Genomic DNA, 20,726 nt, shown 5'->3' with positions numbered 1-20,726 from the left:
TGCCGCGTGCGGGCGGGCTGGCAGAATCCGGGAGCGTGACGTCGCCCGCGCCTTCGCCCGCGCCCCCGCTCCTGCTGCCGCCCGCCGCCCGGATCTTCGTCGCCGGCCACCGCGGTCTGGTCGGCTCCGCCCTCACCCGCCTGCTGACGGCCGAGGGGTACGAGGTCCTCACCCGTACCCGTGACGAGCTGGATCTGCGCGACGCCGGGCGCACCGGCGCCTTCCTGCGCGAGGCCCGCCCCGACGCCGTGGTGCTCGCGGCGGCCCGGGTCGGCGGGATCATGGCGAACTCGCGCCATCCGGTGCCCTTTCTGGAGGACAACCTGCGCATCCAGCTGTCCGTGATCGCCGGAGCGCACGCGGCGGACATCGACCGGCTGCTGTTCCTGGGCTCCTCGTGCATCTACCCCAAGCACGCCACCCAGCCGATCACCGAGGACGCGCTCCTGACCGGCGCGCTGGAACCGACCAACGAGCCGTACGCCCTTGCCAAGATCGCCGGGATCACCCAGGTACGCGGCTACCGGCGGCAGTTCGGGCGCGCGTACATCTCGGCGATGCCCACCAACCTCTACGGGCCCGGCGACAACTTCGACCCCGAGACCTCGCACGTCCTGCCCGCCCTGATCCGCCGCTTCCACGAGGCGCGCACCTCCGGCCGCCGGGAGGTGGTGCTGTGGGGGAGCGGCACCCCGCGCCGGGAGTTCCTGCACAGCGACGACCTGGCGCGCGCCTGTCTGCTGCTGCTGCGCCGGTACGACGGGGACAGCCCGGTCAACGTCGGCTGCGGCGAGGACCTTTCCATCGCGGAACTGGCCTCTCTGGTGGCGGATGCCACCGGGTTCACCGGGGGCATCGGCTGGGACACCGGCAAGCCGGACGGCACCCCGCGCAAGCTGCTGGAGGTCTCCCGGCTGCGCGCGCTGGGCTTCACCCCGGCCGTGCCGCTGGCGGACGGCATCCGGGACACCTACCGCTGGTGGCGTGCGCAGGGCGGGCAGGACCAGCGGGCCCCGGGCGGTGAGCGGGCGGCGCGGATCGCGTAGAGGTGTCATCACCCGTGCCGCCCCTCAGTACGCGCCCCGGCCGTCCACGACGGCGCGGAACGTCCTGGCCAGCACGTCCAGATCCCCGGTCAGCGACCAGTTGTCGGCGTAGGACAGATCCAGCGCCAGGCTCTCGTCCCACGACAGCTCCGAGCGCCCGCCGACCTGCCAGGGGCCGGTGAGGCCCGGTTTCACCGACAGCCGCCGCAGCGCCGCCGATCCGTAGCGCTCCACCTCGTCGGGCAGCGGCGGGCGCGGGCCGACCAGGGACATCCGGCCGGACAGCACGTTGAGCAGCTGCGGGAGTTCGTCCAGCGAGCTGCGCCGCAGCCAGCGCCCGACCCGGGTGACGCGCGGATCGCGGCGCATCTTGAACAGCGGGCCGCCGCAGTGGTCGTTGGCGGTCTCCAGCGCCGGGCGCAGCCGTTCCGCGTCGGTGACCATGGTGCGGAACTTCCACATGGTGAACGGCTCGCCGCGCAGCCCGACCCGGGTCTGCCGGTAGAGGGCGGGGCCGCTGGAGTCGAGCCGTACGGCCAGCGCCACCGCCGCCAGCAGCGGGGCGAGCAGCAGCAGGCCGAGGGCCGCTCCGGTACGATCCAGGGCCGCCTTGAGGAACGGCTGCGGGCCGCGCCGCAGGGGCGGGACGACATGCAGCAGGCTCAGTCCCGCGGTGGCCTGGACGCGTACCCGGCCCGGCGCCACCTCGCTCAGTCCGGAGGCGATGACGAAGCCGAGCCCGGCGTCGTGCACCGCCCAGGACAGCCGGCGCAGCCGGTCGCCGGTGAGCAGCGAGCCGGGGGCGACCAGGATGAGGTCGGCCTCCAGCCGGCGGGCGGCGTCGAGCACGGTGGAGCCGTCCGGGCCCTCGGGAAGCACCTCGGACAGGGCGAGGGTGAGGGTGGGTTCGTCGGCGGTGAGCCGGCCGGTCTCCGGAGCGCCGCAGGTGAGGTGGCCGCCGCCGACGGGGACGGTGCCGATGACGACGTAGGCGTGGTCGGTGCGGGCGGCGAGCTGTGCGGTGACCGCGTCCACCGGGCCCGGTTCGCCGACGACCAGGACCCGGCACAGGGCTTGGGCGCGGCGGCGGCTGCGGGTGAGATGGCGGTGGGTGAGGGCGGCGGCGAGCGCGGTGAGGAACGGGGCCGGGGCGAGGGCGCCGACGGCGGTGAGGAGGCTGGAGGACTCGCCGGTGAGGACGCGGAGCGCGGCGAGCAGGCCGAGCAGGATGAGCCAGTCGTGCAGGGAGCTGAGCAGGCCCCGGGTCTCCCCGAGGGTGCGTAACGCGTAGCGGTGGTGGGCCGCGCGGACGCCGGCCCAGGCGGTGGCGGCGGTCGCGGCGGCGGCCAGCGGGCGGGGTTCCCCCGTGGCGGTGAAGGCGGCGAGGACGGGGACGAAGACGCCGAGGGCGTCGGTCGCCAGGGCGGTGGGGGCGTACCAGGCGGGTTTGTCGCGGCGCCGGGTGGGGGGCGGCGCGCTCGCGGCGGAAGGTCTTCGGACGGCTCCGGAGCGTGAGGTACCCAGTGGACGCATGGACCCCCCAGGTGATGCGCGATGGTGGACGCGGTGCGACGGTGCGACGGTGCGACGGTGCGACGGTGCGGCGGTGCTGAGTTGCGGAAGTGCGGCGGTACGGAGGCGGTGCGCGGTCGGCCGGACGGTTGTGCGGGTGTGGTGAATCAGCCGTGAACAGGGCGCGTCCTCACCTCCCCGTGAGTCGCGCCCGTGCAGCAGCAGAGAGCTTAGGGGAAAGGACCACCGTTTGGCGGTTGTTGGTCGAATCTTTCCCGATGTGCCGGTGTCAGCGCCTGGATTCAGTCGCTCTGCGGGGAATCACCAACCGCACACCCGTATGGGGGTGCGGCAGTACGTCGACGGGGTACTGGTAGACGGATGACAGCAGTCCGTTTGTGAAGATCTCCTCGGGCGGGCCCTCGGCGGCGATCCGCCCGCCGTGCAGCACGGCGGCCCGGTCGGCGTACGCGGCGGCGAGCCCGAGGTCGTGCAGCACGACCACCACGCCCTGCCCGGCCGCGGCCCGTTCGCGGCAGATACGCAGTACCAGTTCCTGGTGGCGCAGATCCAGCGCGGCCGTCGGCTCGTCGAGCAGCAGCAGCGGGGCGCGCTGGGCCAGGACACGGGCGAGCGCCACCCGGGCCCGCTCACCGCCCGACAGCGCGGAGAACGGCCGGGCCGCGAACGCGGTCACCTCCGTCGCCGCCATCGCCTCCGCGACCGCCCGTTCGTCGTCGTCCGCCTGCGGTGTCCCCGCCCACGGCGCGCGACCCATCGCCACCACCTCGGCCACCGCGAACGGGAACGACAGCTCGGCCGACTGCGGCAGCACCGCGCGGCGCAGCGCCAGATCGCGGGCGTCCCAGTCACCGGCCGGCCGGTCCGCGATGAACAACTCGCCCGCGTCCGGGCGCAGATCGGCGGCGAGTGCGGCCAGCAGCGTGGACTTGCCCGCCCCGTTCGGGCCGACCAGCGCCACCACCTCACCGGCGGCGACCGACAGATCCACGCCGTCCAGCACGGCGCGCCCGCCCAGCCGTACGGTCAGCCCGGCGGCGTGCGCCAGCGGCCGGCCCGGCGCGGGCGGCGCCGGGGGCCGCGGGGCGCGGGCGGTCCATCCGGTGAGCAACTGGCGGATCACGCCCAGCCTCCTTGCCTGCGACGGGTCCTGCGCAGCAGCCAGAAGAAGAACGGGCTGCCGATGAGGGCGGTGAGCACCCCGAGCGGCAGCTCGGCGGGTGCCACGAGGGTGCGGGCGCCGAGATCGGCGGCCAGCAGGACGAGCGCGCCGCCCAGCGCGCTGCCCGGGATGAGGAAGCGGTGACCCGGCCCGACCGCCATCCGCAGCAGATGCGGCACCAGCAGCCCGACGAAGGTGATCACCCCGGCCACGGCCACGGCGGCGGCGGTCAGCAGCGCCACCACCAGGATGAGGGTGATGCGCAGCCGTTCGACGTCCACCCCCAGGTGGCGCGCGGGGCGTTCGCCCAGGGCCAGCAGATCCAGGCGGCGCGCGTACAGCGGGGCGACGAGCAGCCCGGCGAGCGCGCAGGGCAGGACGGCCAGCACTTTGGGCCAGGTGGCCTGGGCGAGCGAACCGAGCTGCCAGAACGTGATCTGGCTGACCTGGGCGTTGTCGGCGAAGAAGGTGAACAGGCCGACGAGCGCGCCCGCGAAGGCGTTGACGGCGATGCCGGTGAGGATGAGGGTGACGACCTCGGTGCGCCCGGCGGAGCGCGAGAGCGCGTACACCAGCAGGACGGTGAACAGGCCGGAGACGAACGCGGCGGCCGTCACCGTCCAGTTGCCGAGGAACGTCCAGCCGAACGCGATCGTGGCGACCGCGCCCACGGCGGCGCCGAGCGAGATGCCGATCACGCCGGGTTCGGCGAGCGGATTGCCGAACACCCCCTGCATCAGGGCTCCCGCGCAGCCGAGCGAGGCGCCGACCAGCAGCGCGAGGACGACGCGCGGCAGCCGGACGTTCCACAGCACGCTCTCGGCGGTGCGGTCCATGGCCTGGCCGCCGAGCCCGGTGCGGTGGGCGACGGAGGAGAGGATGTCGGGCAGCGCGATTCGGTAGGCACCGGTGCCGGTGGCGATGAGCGCGAGCAGCACGAGGGCGGCGAGCAGACCCGCGGTGAGCAGGGCGGCGCGTCGGCGCCTGACCGGAGCCACGGGCGCGGCGCCCGGTGCCACCCGTATCGCGGCCTCGTCCACCGGCCGTCCGGTACCGGACCCGGCGGCTTGTCCGCGGCCGTCCCCCTGTCCGTGGCCGCGATCGCGGTGGAGGTCGTGAGCGGTCATGCGGCGTCGGCCCCGGCGTGGATCTGGGCGGCGAGGTCGGCCAGCACCGCGTCCGTGCGGGGGCCGTAGTTCAGCAGGACGCCGTCCGGGATGTCGGCGATCCGCCGGTCCGCGCCGGCCGGGGTCTCGGCGATTCCGGGGATCTCCAGCAGCCCGTCGATGCCACCGACGGAGTCCAGCCCCTTGGTCATCACCAGGATCACCTCGGGCGCCGCCGTCACCAGCGCCTCGCTGGTGATCGGGGTGAAGTCCTTCGTCAGCCCCGATTCCTTGCCCGCGTCGATGCCGCCGGCCGCCTCGATCAGCGAGGAGGCCCCCGACTCGGCACCGCCGATCAGATAGACGGAGGCCGTGCCGCGCAGATAGAGGAACGCCACCCGGGGCCGGTCGCCGCCGGAGGGAAGGTCCGCCCGCACGGCGGCGATCCGCTGCCCCGTACGGTCGTTCAGGACGTCCCCGGCCTCCGGCACGCCCAGTGCGCCGGCCACCGCGGTGATCCGGGCCGCCACGTCGTCCAGTTCCCCGGCGGCGTCGAAGACGACCACGGGGACGCCCGCGCCGCGGATCTGGCCGATGGCTTCGGCCGGCCCCGTGGTGGACTCGATCAGCACCACGTCCGGATGGAGCGACAGCACGCTCTCCGCCGAGACCTCATGGCCCCGGGTGACGACCGGGAGATCCGCCGCCTCCTCGAAGGTGGCGGTCACGTCCCGGCCCACGACGCGCTCGCCGAGGCCCAGGGTGTAGACGATCTCGGCGATGGATCCGGACAGCGGGATGATCCGCTCGGCGCTCTCCACCGTGATCTCCACGCCGTCCGCCGAGTCCACCGTGACCGGCAGGGCGGGCACCGGCGCGGGCCCCTCCAGGGGTTCGAGGCGGTCGGCGGGGTCGCCGGCCGGGCCCGCCGGCCCCGTGCCGGCCTGCTCCCCGGTGCCGCTGCCGCCTCCGGTAGCGGTCGCGCACCCGCCGAGGGCGAGTGTGGCGAGCAGCAGCAGTGCGGCAAGTGGGCCGCGCACTAGGTGCCGTTGTGTCACGGGGAGTCCGCCTTTCGGGCCCGGGGTTTCCGATCTGGCCACCCGTAGCTTAGGTTAGCCTAACCTCAGTTCATGGCCCCGGGTCTGCTGGAAGGAACCCGTCGATGCTGCCCAGATCCCAGCGTGCCCGCGCACTCGCCCTCGCGCTGCTCGCCCTCCTGCCGTCGCTGGTGGCGGTGCTGCTGCTGCCCGGCACGGCCCAGGCCGCCGAACGCTCTGTCTCCGGCGGCCGGCTGGACTGGGGCATCAGGTCCTCCTTCCTCACCTATGTCACCGGGCCCATCGCCCAGGGCAGTTGGTCGCTCAGCGGCGGGGCCTCCACGGTCGGAACCAGCCAGTTCCGCTTCCACTCCGCCACCGGCTCCTACGACCCGGACAGCGGCGCGGCCACCGCCGCCTACTCCGGGGGCGTGCGCTTCCTGGGGCACCAGCAGCCGGACGGCTCCTACGAACTGGACCTGACCGTCTCCAACCCCACGCTCTCCCTCTCCGGCGGCTTTGGCACCCTCTACGCCGACGTGCGCAGCAAGGCGCGCGGCAGCGGCGAGATCACCGACCGCGCCCGGGTGCCGCTCGCCTCCCTCGACCTCTCCGGCGTCGACCTGCGCGGCGGCACGCAGTTGGCGGTCTCCGGCATCCCCGCCACCCTCACGCGTGACGGCGCGACCGCCTTCGCCGGTTACTACGAGGCGGGCGACGCGCTGGACCCGGTGACCTTCACCGCCGACACCCCGGAGCGCGCCGCGCTGCCCGCCGAGGACCCCGAACCCGGCCCCGAGCCGGGTCAGGAGCCCGAGGACGGGCAGGAAGAGGAGCCCGCCGCCCGGGAGATCACCGACGCGGCCGTCGACTGGGGGGTACGGCGCACCTACCGCGAGTACGTCACCGGTGACATCGCGGCCGGGCGGTGGGAGCTGAGCGACGGGGCCCAGGACGGCGGCGCGCTGTTCCGCTTCCCGGCGGGCGAGGGCACCGTGGATCCCGAACAGGGCACCGCCGAGGCGCGTTTCACCGGAACGCTGCGCTTCACCGGCAACGACCTCGATCTCGAACTGAGCGCCGTCCGCGTGGACATCGCGGACGGCACCGGGACCCTGTCGGCCGATGTCACCACGGATGAGGGCGCCCGCGAGCGGCAGCCGCTGGTCACCTTCACCGCCGGCCCGGAACAGCTGGCCCCGGCCCACGGCCTGATCCTCATCGAGGAGACCCCCGCCCAACTGACCGACGAGGGCGCGGACATCTTCGGCCTGTACCAGCCGGGCACGCAGATGGACCCGGTCACGGTGGCCTTCGCCCTCACCGAGGACGCCCGACTCCCCGCCCTGCCCGACATCGGCAGCGACCCGGTGGAAACGGAGACGGCCGCCCCCGCACCGGAGAGCGACGCGGAAACCGAGCCCGAACCGGCCGCCGCCTCCTCTTCCTTCCCCGCCTCCCTCATCGCGGCGGGCGCCGGCACGGTCCTCGTGCCGGCCGCCCTCACCGCCTACCTCATGTCGAGGCGCCGCAGCGCGCGGCACACAGAAGATCCTTCCGGAACACCCGAGGAGTCAACGCGATCATGACGACCGCAACCCGAGCCCGTACCCGTACCGTACGGCGCGGCGGCATGCTGCTGGCGGCGGCGACCGCCACCGTGCTGTACACCACCGGCTTCGCGGCCCCGGCCTTCGCCGACGAACGGCCCGGCGCGAGCTCCTTCGAGCTGATCGACGGCACCCTGGACTGGGGCGTCAAAGCCTCCTTCAACCGCTACGTCTCCGGTCCGATAGCCGGCGGTTCGATCACCACCGCCGACGGCGCCGAGACGAACGCGGACTCCACCTTCCGCTTCACCAACGGCACCGGCGGCTACGACCTTCCCACCCACGGGGTGGACACCGCCTTCGACGGCAGCGTCCACTACGAGGGGCACCACGGCGCGCTCGACGTGAAATTCTCCGATCTGCGGGTCGTCACCGAAGGCACCGCGGGGGCCATCGTCGCGGACATCACCGTCGCCGGTGAGGTCACCGAGGACGTGGAGGTCGCCGGCCTCGACCTGTCGAGTGTCCGGCCCGGTTCGGGCGACGGCGGCGCGATGGTCTTCGCCGACATCCCGGCCACGCTGACCAAGGCGGGCGAGCAGGCGTTCTCGTACAACGGCAGCCCGATGTACCCGGAGGGCACCGAACTGGACCCGGCCACCCTGACGGTCACCCCGAAGACGGCCGAGCCGGAGCCGGAGCCCGAGAACCCGGAGAACCCGGAGAACCCGGAGAACCCCGAGAACCCGGAGAACCCCGAGAACCCGGAGAACCCGGAGAACCCCGAGAAGCCCGAGAAGCCGGACGGTGAGAACCCCGTCGACGACGAGCCGGACGCCGAGGACCCGATCCCCGCCGGGGTCGTCCACGACGGCACCCTGGACTGGGGCGTCAAGGAGTCCTTCCGCACCTACATCAACGGACCGATCGCGCACGGCGATGTGGAGCTGGCCGACGGCGCCGTCCACAGCGGTGACGGCTACCGCTTCACCGACGCCGAGGGCGAGTTCGACACCACCGAGGAAACCCTCGGCGCCGCCTTCGACGGCAGCGTCCGCTTCTTCGGCCACGCCGAGGCCGGCGGCGGGTACGCCCTCGACCTCACCTTCTCCGACTTCGCGGTGGAGATCGACGGTACCCAGGGCGAGTTGATCGCCGATGTCGTCACCAAGGACGGCACGTACGACGCCGTCACGGTCGCCGACCTCGACATCCCGGCCGGCGCCCTCACCTCCGAGGACGACGTCATCGTTCTCACGGACATCCCGGCGACGCTGACCGCCGAGGGCTCCGAGGCGTTCGCGTACAACGGCACCCCGATGTACCCGGCGGGCACCGCGCTCGACACGCTCACCGTCACGGTGGCCCTGAGCGAGGACGCCGAACTGCCCAGGGGCGAGAACCCCGGTGGCACCGGCTCCATCACCACCCCGGCCGGCACCACCCCCCAGGGCGGCGCCTCCGGCGGTGCCCTCGGTGGCGCCCTGGCCAGCACCGGCAGCGGTATCCCGCTCGCCGAACTGGCCGGTGGCGCCGCCGCCCTGAGCGCGGCAGGTGTCGCGGCGTTCTACGCCGCCCGCCGCCGCACGCTGTCGCCGGGCTGACGGTCCAGCCCGCGACAGACAGCGTGCCCGCCGGTCAACGCCCGGCCGGCGGGCACGCGCCTCCCCACCGGCCGTCATGGCCCCGGCCGGTCAGCGACGGCCGAGCAGCCTCTCGATGTCCATCAGCTGCTCGGCCGTCAACGGCCCGAACTCCATCGCCGCCGCGTTCTGTTCGGCCTGCGCCACGGTGCGGATGCCCGGGATCGGCACCGCGGCCGGGCTGCGCGCCCACAGCCAGGCCAGCGCGCCCTGCGCCGGGGTACGGCCTGCGCTGGTGAGCACGTCACGCACCGCCTCGAACTTCGCCCGCCATACGGGCTCCAGCCGACCGTCCCTGAAGTACCTCAGCCAGGCCGGCGGTTCGGCCCGGATGTCCCCGGGGCTCAGGCTCGCGCCGCCGCCCGGGACACTGTCGTACTTCCCTGTCAGCACCCCCATCGCCAGCGGCCCACGGTTGATCGCCGCCAGCCCCTCCGCCTCGCACAGCGCCAGCAGTTCGGGCGCGTCCTCCAGCACGTTGCAGTTCAGCTGCACGCTCGCGCAGTGCTCGCCGGCCGCGAACACCTTCGCCCGGTCGGGGAAATCGGTGGACCAGCCGTACGCCCGGATCAGCCCCTCGGCCACCAGCTCCTCGCACACCTCGCGCAGTTCCTCGCCCACCTCGGGCGGCGCGTGGCCGATGTGGAACTGGTAGAGGTCCAGATGGTCCGTGCCCAGACGGCGCAGGCTCGCGGTCAGCGCACGCCGCACATAGCCGGGGCTGACATCCGGATCCCGCGCCATGGTGCCGGTGGCCGGATCGAAGACGTTGCCCCACTTGGAGGCGAGCACCACCTCCTCGCGGCGCCCCTTCAGCGCCCGGCCCAGCACCTCCTCACTGTGCCCGGTGCCGTAGCAGTCGGCGGTGTCGAAGAAGGTGACACCCAGCTCCAGCGCCCGCCGTACCGCCCGCACCGACTCCTCGTCGTCCACCGCGCCCCAGCCCAGCGGCAGGCCCTCGGTGTCCTGCCACGGGCCGCCGATCGCCCAGCAGCCGAAGCCGAGCGGGCTGACAGCGATCCCGGAGCGTCCCAGTACCCGTTGTGTTGTCGTCATGCGGGGAGTCTGCACGCTGGAGTGGGCTCCAGCGGAAGGGCCGTTGCCCGGGAGTCCTACAGCGCGAAGATCCCGAACCCGAAACCGTCCGCGCTGATCGCACCGTCCCTGATCCGCACCCCGCTCACCTCCAGCGGCCGCGGCGTGCCTCCGTCCGTCCCGTACGGGAAGGTGACCGGCGCGAGCCCCGGGTTGACCGCCACCAGGTAGCGCCCGCCGCGCACGTACACCAGCGGATAGCCGGTGGAGAGCACCTCCACCGAGCCCCGGCCGCCCAGTTCGGGCGTGCCGGCGCGCAGCGCGATCAGTCGCCGCACCAGGTGCAGCAGCGAGTTCTCGTCCGCGCGCTGCGTGGCGACGTCGGGGCGGTCCGGGTCCGGGTCCAGCGGCAGATAGAACCGGTCGGCGGGGGCGGTGGAGAACCCGGCGCCCGGTGTCGCGTCCCACTGCATGGGCGTACGGGAGCCGGCCCGGTTGTACGTGGCCTCCAGCACGCTTCCCTCGTGGTCGGGCAGCCCGGGGAGGTAGCGCATGCCGATCTCGTCGCCGTAGTAGATGGCGGGCAGCGTCGGCCAGGTCAGCTGGAAGGCGAAGGCGGGCGGCAACTGCTCGGCGGTGCGCGGGCCGCAGCACAGCCGGGAGAAGTCGTGGTTGGCGGTGGGCAGCGAGATGAAGCCCTTGTCCCCGATGAGCGCGGTGGCCGAGCGCCACGCCGAGACGAACGTCTCGGCGCTGCCACGCGCCCCGGCGTCGAAGTAGCAGCTGTCGCGCTGCTCCCAGTGCTGGTGGACGGTGCCGGTGCCGTTGTTCCACAGCGAACGCATCGGCAGCCCGTCGGAGGGACCGCCGAACTGGAGCAGGAAGTCGGCGTGGAACCCGGCGGGCACCGACATCTGCGGGTCGCCCCACTCGGCGAGCAGCGCGGCCTGCCGGTGGGTGGTGTCCAGCCAGGTGCGCAGTTCGCCCCACAGCCGGCAGGTCTCCACCAGGCCCGGATCGTCCTTGACGAGGGAGTGCGCCATGTCCACCCGGAACCCGGCCAGGCCGAGCCGCAGCCAGTGGTCCATCACCTCGCGCAGCGCGGCCCGGTTGGCGCGCGGCCCCTCGGCGTCCACCGGCTGCCGCCAGGGCTCGGCCGCGTCCTGGCGGGCGTAACCGAAGTTGAGGGCGGGCTGGCTCTCGAAGAAGTTCGGCAGATAGCCGCCGGGGCGGGTGCCGGGGGAGCGGACGAAGCGGGGCGGCAGCGTGCCGTCCGCGCCGGGCTCCGCCCAGATGTACCGGTGGTCGCCGGGGTCCCGTGCCGAGGCCGTGAACCACGGGTGCTCGTCGGAGGTGTGCCCGGCGACCAGGTCCAGCATCACGCGGATGCCCAGCCGGCCCGCCTCGTCCACCAGACGCGCCAGGTCCTCTTCGGTGCCGTAGCGCGGGGCGGGGGAGAGATAGTCGCTGACGTCGTAGCCGGCGTCCCGGAAGGGGGAGGCGAAGCACGGGTTGAGCCAGACGGTGTTGACGCCCAGCCAGGACAGGTGTTCCAGATGGGCGGTGACGCCGGCGAAGTCGCCGATGCCGTCCCCGTTGGAGTCGGCGTAGCTCTGCGGATAGATCTGGTAGAGAACGGCGTCGGCCAGCCAGGACGGTGGGGGGCTGAAGGGCGGCATGCCCCTCACGTTAACGGCAGGCGGTGGCCAGATCCTGGAAGACGGAGGAGTTGAGCGCGAAGGCCCGCTTGCACTCCTCCACGATGCGCAGCCGCTCCTGGCCGTCGGCGGCGATGTCGTCCAGGGACTGGCGGTACTCGCGCTTGAAGGCGGCGGGGTTGCCGATGGCGTCGAAGACGTAGAAGTGGACGCCGGGGCCCTTGCGGGTGAAGCCCCAGGTCTTCTCGGCGGTGCCGCGGATGATCTGGCCGCCGGAGAGGTCACCCAGGTAGCGGGTGTAGTGGTGGGCGACGTAGCCGGCCGGCCAGGTGGTGGCGACCTCGGTGACGCGGGCGGCGTAGGTCTCGGTGGCGGGCAGCGGGGTGATGACGGTGCGCCAGCCGGGGCCCTCGTGCAGGTGGTCGAGGTCGGCTTCGAGGGCGGCGGTGCGCGACAGCTCGGGCCGGATGAACGGGCCGGCCACCGGGTCGGCGGCGAGGTCGGCGCTCCTGGCCTCCAGGGCGCGGTACACGAACCACAGCTGCTCGGTGTAGCGGCGGTAGGCGGCGACGCCGAGCTTCCCGCCGAGCATGTCGCTCATGAAGGAGGAGTTCTCCGCCTCGGTGTGCGCTTCGTGGGAGGCCTCGCGGATCTGGGCGGAGAACGGGGTGACGGCGAGCGGCGTGGTCAAGGGGGCCTCCGGGGACGATGGCGCGGGGCACGGCATGCTGCCGTGCCCCGCCATACTCCCTACTTAGGCTTACCTAAGTCAAGCTCTTGCCGACACGTTGTCGGTAAACATGCGGGCCTCAGGGAAGCGTCAGCACCTCCGCGCCGGCCTCGGTGACGACCAGCGTGTGCTCGAACTGGGCGGAGCGCTTGCGGTCCTTGGTGACCACGGTCCACTGGTCGTCCCACATCTCCCACTCGTGGGTGCCGAGGTTGAGCATCGGCTCGATGGTGAACGTCATCCCGGTCCGCATCACCGTCGTGGCGTTCTGGTCGTCGTAGTGCGGGACGATCAGGCCGGAGTGGAAGGAACGGTTGATGCCGTGACCGGTGAAGTCCCGCACCACGCCGTAACCGAACCGCTTGGCGTACGACTCGATCACCCGTCCGATGACGTTGATCTGCCGGCCGGGGCGCACCGCCTTGATCGCCCGGTTGAGGGCCTCCCGGGTGCGCTCCACCAGCAGCCGCGACTCCTCGTCCGCGGCCGCCTCGCCGCCCACGAAGAAGGTGGCGTTGGTGTCACCGTGCACGCCGCCCACATAGGCGGTGATGTCGAGGTTCACGAGATCGCCGTCGCGCAGCACGGTGCTGTCCGGGATGCCGTGGCAGATGACCTCGTTGACCGAGGTGCACAGCGACTTGGGGAAGCCCCGGTAGCCCAGGGTCGAGGGGTAGGCGCCGTGGTCGCACAGGAAGGTGTGCGCGATCTCGTCCAGCTTGTCGGTGGTGACCCCGTCCGCGATGTGCGCGGCGGTCTCGGCCATGGCCTGCGCGGCGAGCCGCCCGGCCAGCCGCATCCGCTCGATCGTGGCATCGTCCTGCGCCTCGGGCCCCGTGTACGGGGTGGGCCCCTTCTTGCCCACGTACTCGGGGCGGGGGATGACGGAGGGGACGGACCGCTGCGGCGAGACCGTACCGGGAACAAGAAGAGACTGGCCAGACATGCCAGCGAGTCTACGGGCGGGCAGGATGGGGGTATGGCTGCGCTCTTCCGACGACGGACCACGACCGGCAAGGCCGGCGAGTGGTACTACTGCCTCAAGCACCAGAAGGTGGAAGAAGGCCCCGAATGCCCGGCCAAGGACCGACTTGGCCCCTACGACACACCGGGCGAGGCCGCCCGGGCGATCGAGACGGCCCGCACCCGGGACGAGGAATGGCGCAAGGACCCCCGCTGGCGCGACCGCGAGCCCGAGCCGCTCAAGGACGAGGAGGACCCGCCGGCCTGACCCGGCGGCCTGACCCGCCGGACAGGACGGAGACGGGCGGGACGGGCGGCGCCATCGGGAGCCGCTCGCCCGGCCCCGGGATCGGTGACCTGCCGACCGGCACCCCGCTCGTTCTCCGGGACGGGGTGGCAGGATCGGCCCCATGACTTCTCACGATGCCGCCGCCACCCCCAAGCCCGCCCCCAAGGACCCCTGGGAACTGCCCGATGTCTCCGGTCTGGTCGTCGGGGTGCTCGGCGGAACCGGCGACCAGGGGAGAGGGCTCGCCTACCGGCTGGCCCGCGCCGGACAGCAGGTGATCATCGGCTCGCGCGCCGCCGAACGGGCCGAGACGGCCGCCGGTGAACTGGGGCTCGGGATCCGCGGCCTCGACAACGCCGGCTGCTCCCGCGAGAGCGACATCGTCATCGTCGCCGTCCCCTGGGAGGGCCACGCCAAGACCCTCACCGCGCTGCGCACCGAACTCGCCGGCAAGCTCGTCGTCGACTGCGTCAACCCGCTGGGCTTCGACAAGCGGGGCGCCTTCGCCCTCGTCCCGGAGGAGGGCAGCGCCGCCCAGCAGGCCGCCGCCCTGCTGCCCGAGTCCCGGGTCACCGCCGCCTTCCACCACCTGTCCGCCGTCCTGCTCCAGGACCCCGCGATCACCGAGATCGAGACCGACGTCATGGTGCTGGGCGAGGACCGCGCCGACTGCGAGATCGTCCAGGCGCTGGCCGGCCGCATCCCCGGCATGCGCGGCGTTTTCGCCGGGCGGCTGCGCAACGCCCACCAGGTGGAGTCGCTCGTCGCCAACCTGATCTCCGTCAACCGCCGCTACAAGGCACACGCCGGGGTCCGGCTCACCGACATCTGACCCGCTCGGGGACAATGGGGAGCATGTCTTCCAGCACCCCCGCGCCCGACACCACCACACCCGGCCCCGACCCCGCGGCCGCCCGCTCCTCACGGCGGCTCGCCCTGTACGCCCTGGCCGTCTGCGTCCTCGCGGTGGCCGCCGCGGTGGTCTCCTTCGCCCAGGCCAATTTCCTGGGCATCGTCTGGGTGCTGATCGCCGGGCTGTCCTCGAACATCGCCTGGTTCGCGTACAAGAGGGCCGCCACCGTCCGCTGACCGCGGCCGGCGGCGGCCCTCCCCGGGCCGTGCCCGGCGCCTACACCTTCTTGCGGAACTTCGAGATCGCCAGCGGCGCCGTCACCAGCGTGATCGCCACCGACCACAGCACCACCGATGCCGCCGGGCCGGCCACGTCACCGGCACCGTTGATCAGGTTCCGGGACGCCTCCGCCAGCTGCGAGAGCGGATTGACGTTCGCGAACGCCTGCAGCCAGCCCGGCATCGTCTCCGTGGGTACGAAGATCGACGAACCGAACTGCAGCGGCATCATCACCATGAACGCCATCCCCTGAATCGCCTGGGCGCTGCGCATCGTCAGCCCCAGCAGAATGAAGATCCAGGTCAGCGAGGCCCCGAACAGCGCCGCGAGACCGACCGCGGCCAGCAGCTCCACCCACCGGCCGTTGAGCTCCAGACCCACCGCGAGGCCCACCACCAGCAGCACCGCCATGGTGACCAGCAGCCGGCCGAGCTCCACGATCACCTTGGCGATCAGCACCGAGGAACGGGCTATCGGCATCGACCGGAACCGGTCCATCACGCCCTTGCTGAAGTCCTCGTGCACCCCGGTGCCCACGGACATCGCCAGGCTCAGGCCCATCATGGCCATCAGCCCGGGCACGATCCAGTTGGGGTAGCCGCCCGCCTCTCCGGCGATCGCCCCGCCGAAGACGTACACGAACAGCAGGGTCATCACGATCGGCATCAGCAGCGCGTCGGCCATCGATTCCGGGTTCTGCTTGATCTGGAGCGCGTTGCGCCGGATCAGCGCCGAGATGTGCCGCAGATTCGCCCGCGCCCCGATCCGGCCGTCGTCCGACTGCCGCTCCCCGGCGGGCACCGGCTCCGGGCGCGGCTCCGGCCGTGCCTGTGTCGTCGTCGCACTCATGCCGTGGCCGCCTCTTCTTCCTTCTCGTCCGCCTCGTCCGCCGTCGTGGCCGGCTTGCCCGTGATGGACAGGAACACCTCGTCCAGGCTGGGCAGATGGGTGCTGATGTCGGCTATCCCGAAGCCCCGTGCCCCCAGCAGCCCGACCACGGCCGTGAGCTGCTCGTCGCTGATGATCGGCACGCTCAGCGCCTCACCCGCCGCGTCGGTACCCGCCCCGGCGATGCCGTCCAGGCCCGCCTCGGTCACCGCCGCCGCCATCAGCGGCAGCTGCGCCCGGTCCACCGGGCGCACCAGCAGCGTCCGCCCGCCGACCTTCGCCTTCAGCTCGCGCACCGTGCCCTCGGCGATGACCTTCCCGTGGTCCACCACCGTCAGCTCGCTCGCCAGCTGCTCCGCCTCCTCCATGTACTGCGTGGTGAGCAGCACCGTGTTGCCGTCGGCGACGATCCGCTTCACCTCGTCCCACACCTCGTTGCGGGTCCGGGGATCCAGGCCGGTCGTCGGCTCGTCCAGGTAGAGCACGCGGGGGTGGCCGATCATCGACGCCGCCAGGTCCAGCCGGCGCCGCATCCCGCCGGAGTACTTGCCGACCGGCCGCCGGGCGGCCTCGGTCAGGGAGAACCGCTCCAGCAGCTCGTCCGCCCGCTTGCGGGAATCGGCGCGGGAGAAATCGAGCAGCCGCCCGATCATGTACAGGTTCTCCCAGCCGGAGAGCTTCTCGTCCACCGAGGCGTACTGGCCGGTCAGCCCGATGGTGCGGCGCAGCTGGCGCGCCTGGCGCACCACGTCGTAGCCCGCCACGACCGCCGTGCCGGCGTCCGGTATCAGCAGGGTGGACAGGCAGCGCACCAGCGTGGTCTTGCCCGCGCCGTTGGGGCCGAGCACGCCCATCACCGTGCCCTCGCGGACGTCGAGATCGATGCCGTCGACGGCCCTGGTCTCCCCGAAATGCTTGACCAGGCCGCGGACCTCGACGGCGTTCCGCCCGCGGCCGGGGGTGTTTTCTCGCGTCATGCGCCCCAGCCTGCCAGGGACCACCGACAAACCACCGACAGAGTGACGACACCCCCGGCCGCGGGCGATCGGCCGGTCAGGGAACGCTCAGGAACGGAAGCTGTGCTCGGGCGCCGGGTAGGTGCCCGCCACCACATCCTCCGCGAACGCCTTGGCGGCGTCCCCGAGCGCCCCGCGCAGCTGCGCGTACTGCTTGACGAAGCGCGGCATCCGGCCGCCGGGCCAGTCCGTCATCCCGGCCATGTCCGTCCACACCAGCACCTGCGCGTCGCACTCGGCGCCCGCCCCGATGCCGACCGTCGGAATGTGCAGCGACCGCGTGACCTCCGCCGACAGCTCGGCCGTCACCAGCTCCAGCACCACCGCGAACGCCCCGGCGTCCTGGACCGCCTTCGCGTCGCGCAGCAGCTGCTGGGCCGCCTCCTCGCCGCGGCCCTGCACCGGGTGGCCGCCGAAGGCCAGCACCGACTGCGGGGTGAGGCCCACGTGCGCCATCACCGGGATGCCGGCCTCCACCAGCAGCCGGATCTGATCGGCCGAGCGCTCACCGCCCTCCAGCTTCACCGCCCCGACACCGGCCTCCTTCAGCAGCCGGGTGGCGCTGCGCAGCGCCTGCGCCGGGCCCTCCTGGTACGAGCCGAACGGCAGGTCGCCCACGATCAGCGCGCGCTTGGTGCCGCGCACCACGGCCGCCGACAGCATGGTCATCTCGTCGAGGGTGACGGGCACCGTGGAGTCGTACCCGAGGTGGGTGTTGCCCATGGAGTCGCCGACCAGCATCACCGGGATGCCGGCCTCGTCGAACACGGAGGCCGTCAGCGCGTCGTACGCGGTGAGCATCGGCCACTTCTCGCCGCGTCGCTTCGCGGCCGCTATGTCACGTACGGTGATACGGCGGCTGTTCCTGCCCCCGTACAGTCCCGGTTCGCGCGGCTCGCGCGGAGCCTGGGCAGCGTTGTGCTGCGTCATCGTTGTGCTCCATTCATCGTCTCGAAGCGCCGTACGGCGTCCCCGGATCGCTTCCCATGGTCGCACCGATCCCCGGGCACGGGAAGCAGATGGGGCGGAACCCGGCACGGTCGTGTGAACGTCCTTGCTGTGAGCCGGAAGTACACCCCGGCGGCCTGCACGGATGCGCTTCGGGAGTCCCGGTTCGCGTAAGGTTCCGAGGGCACAGAGCGACGGTTGGCGAGGGCGGCGCATGGCAGTGGTGGACACCCCGGGTGACGACGACGAGAAATCGCCGGAGCCGCCCAAGGCGCCCCGGGAGCCCGCGCGCTGGGGCGATCGGGTGGGCCGCTGGCGACGTGGTGTGATCATCGCCGTGGTGGCGGTGGTGCTGGCGCTGGTGATGCTGCTGCACTCCCGGGTCCCCAACCGGATCGGGAACCTCGGCAGCCTGCTGGAAACGTTCCTGCCGTGGGCCGGCCTGGCCATCCCGGTGCTGGCTGCCTGCGCCGCGCTGCGCCGCTCGGCCACCGCGCTGGTGGCCCTGCTGGTGCCCCTGCTGGTGTGGCTGAACCTCTTCGGCGGACTGCTGCTGGACAAGACCGGCAGCGGCGGCGCCCTGATGGTGGTCAGCCACAACGTGGACGCCGACAACCAGGACCCGGCCGGCACCGCCGCGGCCCTGGCGGCGAGCGACGCCGACCTGATCGCCCTCCAGGAGCTGCCCCAGCGGCACGTGGCCACCTATGAGGAAGCCCTGGCCGCGGAGTACCCATACCACACGGTGGCGGGCACGGTCGGGCTGTGGAGCCGGCTGCCGCTGAGCGAGACCACCGAGCTGGACACCGGCATGGGCTGGACCCGGGCGCTGCGTACCTCCGTGCACACGGACAGTGGCGAGGTGGCCGTCCTGGTGGCGCACCTGCCCTCGGTACGGGTGCAGTTCCGGGCCGGGTTCACCGCCGAGCAGCGCGACGACGCCGCCGAGCTGCTGGGCCGTGCCATAGCGGACGAGCCGCTGAGCCGGCTGCTGGTGCTGGGCGACCTGAACGGCACGGTGAACGACCGCGCGCTGGCCCCGCTCACCTCCCAGCTGCGCTCGACCCAGGGCGCGGCGGGCGCGGGCTTCGGCTTCAGCTGGCCGGCGAACTTCCCGGTGACCCGCATCGACCAGATCCTGGTGCGTGAGCTGGAGCCGGTCTCCTCCTGGACCCTGCCCGCCACCGGCAGTGACCACCTCCCGGTGGCGGCCCGGCTGGACTTCTGACCCCGGCGGCGGCCGGCCGCCGGGCGGGATACGGGCGCTCTCCGGGCGGGGGAGCGGGCAGCTGCCCGTGCTCCCGGTGGCCCCGGTGGTCCCGGTCCGCTCCGGTTCGCCGCCCGGCGGTCTATGTTTGATGGCGGGGACCGCCCCCGTCAGGAGGACACGACAGACATGGCCCGTACCCGTTTCGCCCCGGACCGTGGGCTCACCAACCGCATGGTGACCACCATGTTCCTGCTCGGGCTGCTGTATGTGGTCTTCGTCGGGGTCATGATCGTCCTGCTGGGCAAGGCCTGGCCGCTCATCGTGATCATCGTGGGCGCGGTCTTCGTCGCCCAGTTCTGGTTCAGCGACCGGATCGCCGCGTACAGCATGGGCGCCCGCGAGGTCACCCCCGAGCAGGCCCCGGAGCTGCACGGCGCCGTGGACCGGCTGTGCGCCCTGGCGGACATGCCCAAGCCCAAGGTCGCGATCGCGGACACCGATGTCCCCAACGCCTTCGCCACCGGGCGCAGCCAGCACAAGTCGATGGTGTGCGTCACCACGGGGCTCCTGCGCCGCCTGGAGCCCGACGAACTGGAGGGCGTGCTGGCCCACGAGATGTCCCACGTGGCACACCGCGACGTCGCGGTGATGACCATCGCCGGCTTCCTCGGGGTGCTGGCGGGGCTGATCACCCGGATGGCCCTGTGGGGCGGCCTCGGCCGCTCGCGCAACAACCAGAACATCGCACTGCTGCTCATCCCGCTGATCAGCGCCGTCGTGTACGTCCTGAGCTATCTGCTGACCCGGCTGCTTTCCCGCTACCGGGAGCTGGCCGCCGACCGGGCCGGCGCGCTGCTGACCGGCCGCCCCTCGGCGCTGGCCTCCGCGCTGACCAAGATCTCCGGCCAGATGGCGCGGGTGCCCACCCGTGACCTGCGGCAGGCGGAGCCGTTCAACGCCTTCTACTTCGCCCCCGCGGTCTCCGGCCAGAGCCTGAGCAATCTGCTCTCCTCGCACCCCAGCCTGGAGAAGCGCCTGGACCAGCTGGGCCGCATCTCGGCGGAGCTGGGGCGCCCGTAGGATCGGCAGCGCCGTCGCCAGCCGTCAACCGTGAAGGTGCTGATCCTCCCGTGGGCTTCCTCGACATCATCCTGGGCCGCAGCAAGCCGGTGAAACCCGATCTCGATCAGCTGTTCGCGGTGCCGTCCGCGGCGCTGACCCTCGAAGCGGGCGCCGGGTTCGCCCCCACCGGGCTCGGTTCGGTGTGCTTCGCCAGCGTGGAGGGCGGGGCGTTCGCCCGCATCCAGGACGACGTACGGGGGCTGCTGGACGCCGACACCCCCGCCGGCGGGGTGCCGGTGAAGTTCAGCCAGGACGGCTACGGCTACACCTGGCTGCTCGCCGAGCACGACCCCTCCGACGCGGCGGGTCTGGTCAACGATCTGCACGCGGTGAACACCCTGCTCCAGGACGGCGGCTTCGGCCCGCAGCTGCTGTGCTCGCTGATCGGCTTCAAGGACGACCGGGACCGCCCGCTCGCCCTCGTCTACCTGTACAAGCGGGGCACTTTCTATCCCTTCGCGCCGGTGCCGGGCGGCGGCGAGCGGCGGGACACCCCGCTGGAGCTCCAGATGCGCGGACTGCTGGAGAACGATCTGCGGCTGGAGAAGGACCTCAGCCGCTGGTTCCCGGTCTGGGGCGCCCCCGGCCTGTAGCCGAGCCCCGGCGGCCTTACCTCCTCCACCTCTTCCTGCGCCCCTGACCCGGCCGATAACGCCAA

General features: G+C 72.7%; 20 protein-coding genes. 9 read left to right on the top strand and 11 right to left on the bottom strand.

The window, feature by feature from the left end; all coding sequences use genetic code 11:
- The first annotated feature begins 35 nt into the window (after positions 1-35).
- Entirely contained in the window at positions 36-1,046 is a 1,011-nt protein-coding gene (locus SXIM_RS05770; RefSeq protein ID WP_046723146.1) for a GDP-L-fucose synthase family protein, read from the top strand.
- Between the two features lie 24 nt (positions 1,047-1,070).
- Here the strand turns inward: SXIM_RS05770 and SXIM_RS05765 are convergent, their stop codons facing one another.
- From SXIM_RS05765 to SXIM_RS05750, 4 genes are all read right to left on the bottom strand, one after another.
- Positions 1,071-2,579, bottom strand: a complete 1,509-nt coding sequence (locus tag SXIM_RS05765) for an exopolysaccharide biosynthesis polyprenyl glycosylphosphotransferase (RefSeq protein ID WP_046723145.1) — start codon at positions 2,577-2,579, stop codon at positions 1,071-1,073.
- Between the two features lie 268 nt (positions 2,580-2,847).
- Positions 2,848-3,699 (bottom strand): heme ABC transporter ATP-binding protein, encoded by an 852-nt coding sequence (locus tag SXIM_RS05760; protein WP_425473482.1) that lies wholly within the window; start codon positions 3,697-3,699, stop codon positions 2,848-2,850.
- The gene (locus SXIM_RS05755; protein WP_234306916.1) at positions 3,699-4,868 is read right to left on the bottom strand and encodes a FecCD family ABC transporter permease; all 1,170 of its coding nucleotides are present in this window, start codon (positions 4,866-4,868) and stop codon (positions 3,699-3,701) included. Before SXIM_RS05755 ends, SXIM_RS05760 begins: the two co-directional genes overlap by 1 nt.
- Positions 4,865-5,905 carry a heme/hemin ABC transporter substrate-binding protein gene (locus SXIM_RS05750; RefSeq protein WP_046723144.1) on the bottom strand — a complete coding sequence of 347 codons (1,041 nt, stop codon included), beginning with the start codon at positions 5,903-5,905 and terminating at the stop codon, positions 4,865-4,867. The genes SXIM_RS05755 and SXIM_RS05750 overlap by 4 nt, the downstream gene beginning before the upstream one ends.
- 104 nt (positions 5,906-6,009) lie before the next feature.
- Here SXIM_RS05750 and SXIM_RS05745 point away from each other — a divergent pair, with 104 nt between their 5' ends.
- Together SXIM_RS05745 and SXIM_RS05740 are read left to right on the top strand one after the other, a co-directional pair.
- Positions 6,010-7,473 carry an HtaA domain-containing protein gene (locus tag SXIM_RS05745; RefSeq protein WP_046723142.1) on the top strand — a complete coding sequence of 488 codons (1,464 nt, stop codon included), beginning with the start codon at positions 6,010-6,012 and terminating at the stop codon, positions 7,471-7,473.
- Positions 7,470-9,038, top strand: a complete 1,569-nt coding sequence (locus SXIM_RS05740; RefSeq protein ID WP_107073902.1) for an HtaA domain-containing protein — start codon at positions 7,470-7,472, stop codon at positions 9,036-9,038. The genes SXIM_RS05745 and SXIM_RS05740 overlap by 4 nt, the downstream gene beginning before the upstream one ends.
- Positions 9,039-9,128: 90 nt before the next feature.
- On the opposite strand, the gene SXIM_RS05735 is transcribed toward SXIM_RS05740, so the two are convergent.
- The 4 genes from SXIM_RS05735 to map form a co-directional block, all read right to left on the bottom strand.
- Positions 9,129-10,133 (bottom strand): aldo/keto reductase, encoded by a 1,005-nt coding sequence (locus SXIM_RS05735; RefSeq protein ID WP_046723141.1) that lies wholly within the window; start codon positions 10,131-10,133, stop codon positions 9,129-9,131.
- A gap of 56 nt (positions 10,134-10,189) precedes the next feature.
- Entirely contained in the window at positions 10,190-11,791 is a 1,602-nt protein-coding gene (locus tag SXIM_RS05730) for an alpha-amylase family glycosyl hydrolase (RefSeq protein WP_030734753.1), read from the bottom strand.
- Between the two features lie 10 nt (positions 11,792-11,801).
- Positions 11,802-12,497, bottom strand: coding sequence for a biliverdin-producing heme oxygenase (locus SXIM_RS05725; RefSeq protein WP_046725453.1), 696 nt, complete (start codon positions 12,495-12,497; stop codon positions 11,802-11,804).
- 82 nt (positions 12,498-12,579) lie between these two features.
- Positions 12,580-13,446 carry a type I methionyl aminopeptidase gene (gene map / locus SXIM_RS05720; protein ID WP_046723140.1) on the bottom strand — a complete coding sequence of 289 codons (867 nt, stop codon included), beginning with the start codon at positions 13,444-13,446 and terminating at the stop codon, positions 12,580-12,582.
- A 33-nt stretch (positions 13,447-13,479) separates the two neighbouring features.
- Between map and SXIM_RS05715 the strand changes: the two genes are divergently transcribed.
- From SXIM_RS05715 to SXIM_RS05705, 3 genes are all read left to right on the top strand, one after another.
- On the top strand, positions 13,480-13,731 hold the full coding sequence (locus SXIM_RS05715) for a hypothetical protein (RefSeq protein ID WP_030734741.1): 252 nt from the start codon (positions 13,480-13,482) through the stop codon (positions 13,729-13,731).
- Between the two features lie 142 nt (positions 13,732-13,873).
- The gene (npdG, locus tag SXIM_RS05710; protein ID WP_030734738.1) at positions 13,874-14,584 is read left to right on the top strand and encodes an NADPH-dependent F420 reductase; all 711 of its coding nucleotides are present in this window, start codon (positions 13,874-13,876) and stop codon (positions 14,582-14,584) included.
- A 23-nt stretch (positions 14,585-14,607) separates the two neighbouring features.
- Positions 14,608-14,841 carry a hypothetical protein gene (locus SXIM_RS05705; RefSeq protein WP_043177987.1) on the top strand — a complete coding sequence of 78 codons (234 nt, stop codon included), beginning with the start codon at positions 14,608-14,610 and terminating at the stop codon, positions 14,839-14,841.
- A 40-nt stretch (positions 14,842-14,881) separates the two neighbouring features.
- Here SXIM_RS05705 and SXIM_RS05700 read toward each other — a convergent pair whose 3' ends face one another.
- The 3 genes from SXIM_RS05700 to panB all read right to left on the bottom strand — a co-directional run bounded on the left by SXIM_RS05700 (position 14,882) and on the right by panB (position 17,718).
- Positions 14,882-15,733: an ABC transporter permease gene (locus SXIM_RS05700; RefSeq protein ID WP_030734735.1), complete on the bottom strand. Its 852-nt coding sequence runs from the start codon at positions 15,731-15,733 to the stop codon at positions 14,882-14,884.
- Positions 15,730-16,749, bottom strand: a complete 1,020-nt coding sequence (locus SXIM_RS05695) for an ATP-binding cassette domain-containing protein (protein ID WP_046723139.1) — start codon at positions 16,747-16,749, stop codon at positions 15,730-15,732. The genes SXIM_RS05700 and SXIM_RS05695 overlap by 4 nt, the downstream gene beginning before the upstream one ends.
- A gap of 87 nt (positions 16,750-16,836) precedes the next feature.
- Entirely contained in the window at positions 16,837-17,718 is an 882-nt protein-coding gene (gene panB / locus SXIM_RS05690) for a 3-methyl-2-oxobutanoate hydroxymethyltransferase (RefSeq protein WP_046723138.1), read from the bottom strand.
- A gap of 232 nt (positions 17,719-17,950) precedes the next feature.
- Between panB and SXIM_RS05685 the strand changes: the two genes are divergently transcribed.
- The 3 genes from SXIM_RS05685 (at position 17,951) to pspAB (ending at position 20,661) form a co-directional block, all read left to right on the top strand.
- Positions 17,951-18,964, top strand: coding sequence for an endonuclease/exonuclease/phosphatase family protein (locus SXIM_RS05685; RefSeq protein ID WP_046723137.1), 1,014 nt, complete (start codon positions 17,951-17,953; stop codon positions 18,962-18,964).
- 168 nt (positions 18,965-19,132) lie between these two features.
- Positions 19,133-20,026, top strand: coding sequence for a zinc metalloprotease HtpX (htpX, locus tag SXIM_RS05680; protein ID WP_030734723.1), 894 nt, complete (start codon positions 19,133-19,135; stop codon positions 20,024-20,026).
- 50 nt (positions 20,027-20,076) lie between these two features.
- Positions 20,077-20,661 carry a PspA-associated protein PspAB gene (pspAB, locus tag SXIM_RS05675; RefSeq protein WP_046723135.1) on the top strand — a complete coding sequence of 195 codons (585 nt, stop codon included), beginning with the start codon at positions 20,077-20,079 and terminating at the stop codon, positions 20,659-20,661.
- Positions 20,662-20,726 lie beyond the last annotated feature (65 nt).

The organism is Streptomyces xiamenensis, assembly GCF_000993785.3.
GTDB lineage: Bacteria > Actinomycetota > Actinomycetes > Streptomycetales > Streptomycetaceae > Streptomyces > Streptomyces xiamenensis.
This window is presented reverse-complemented; position numbering and strand designations above follow the sequence as displayed.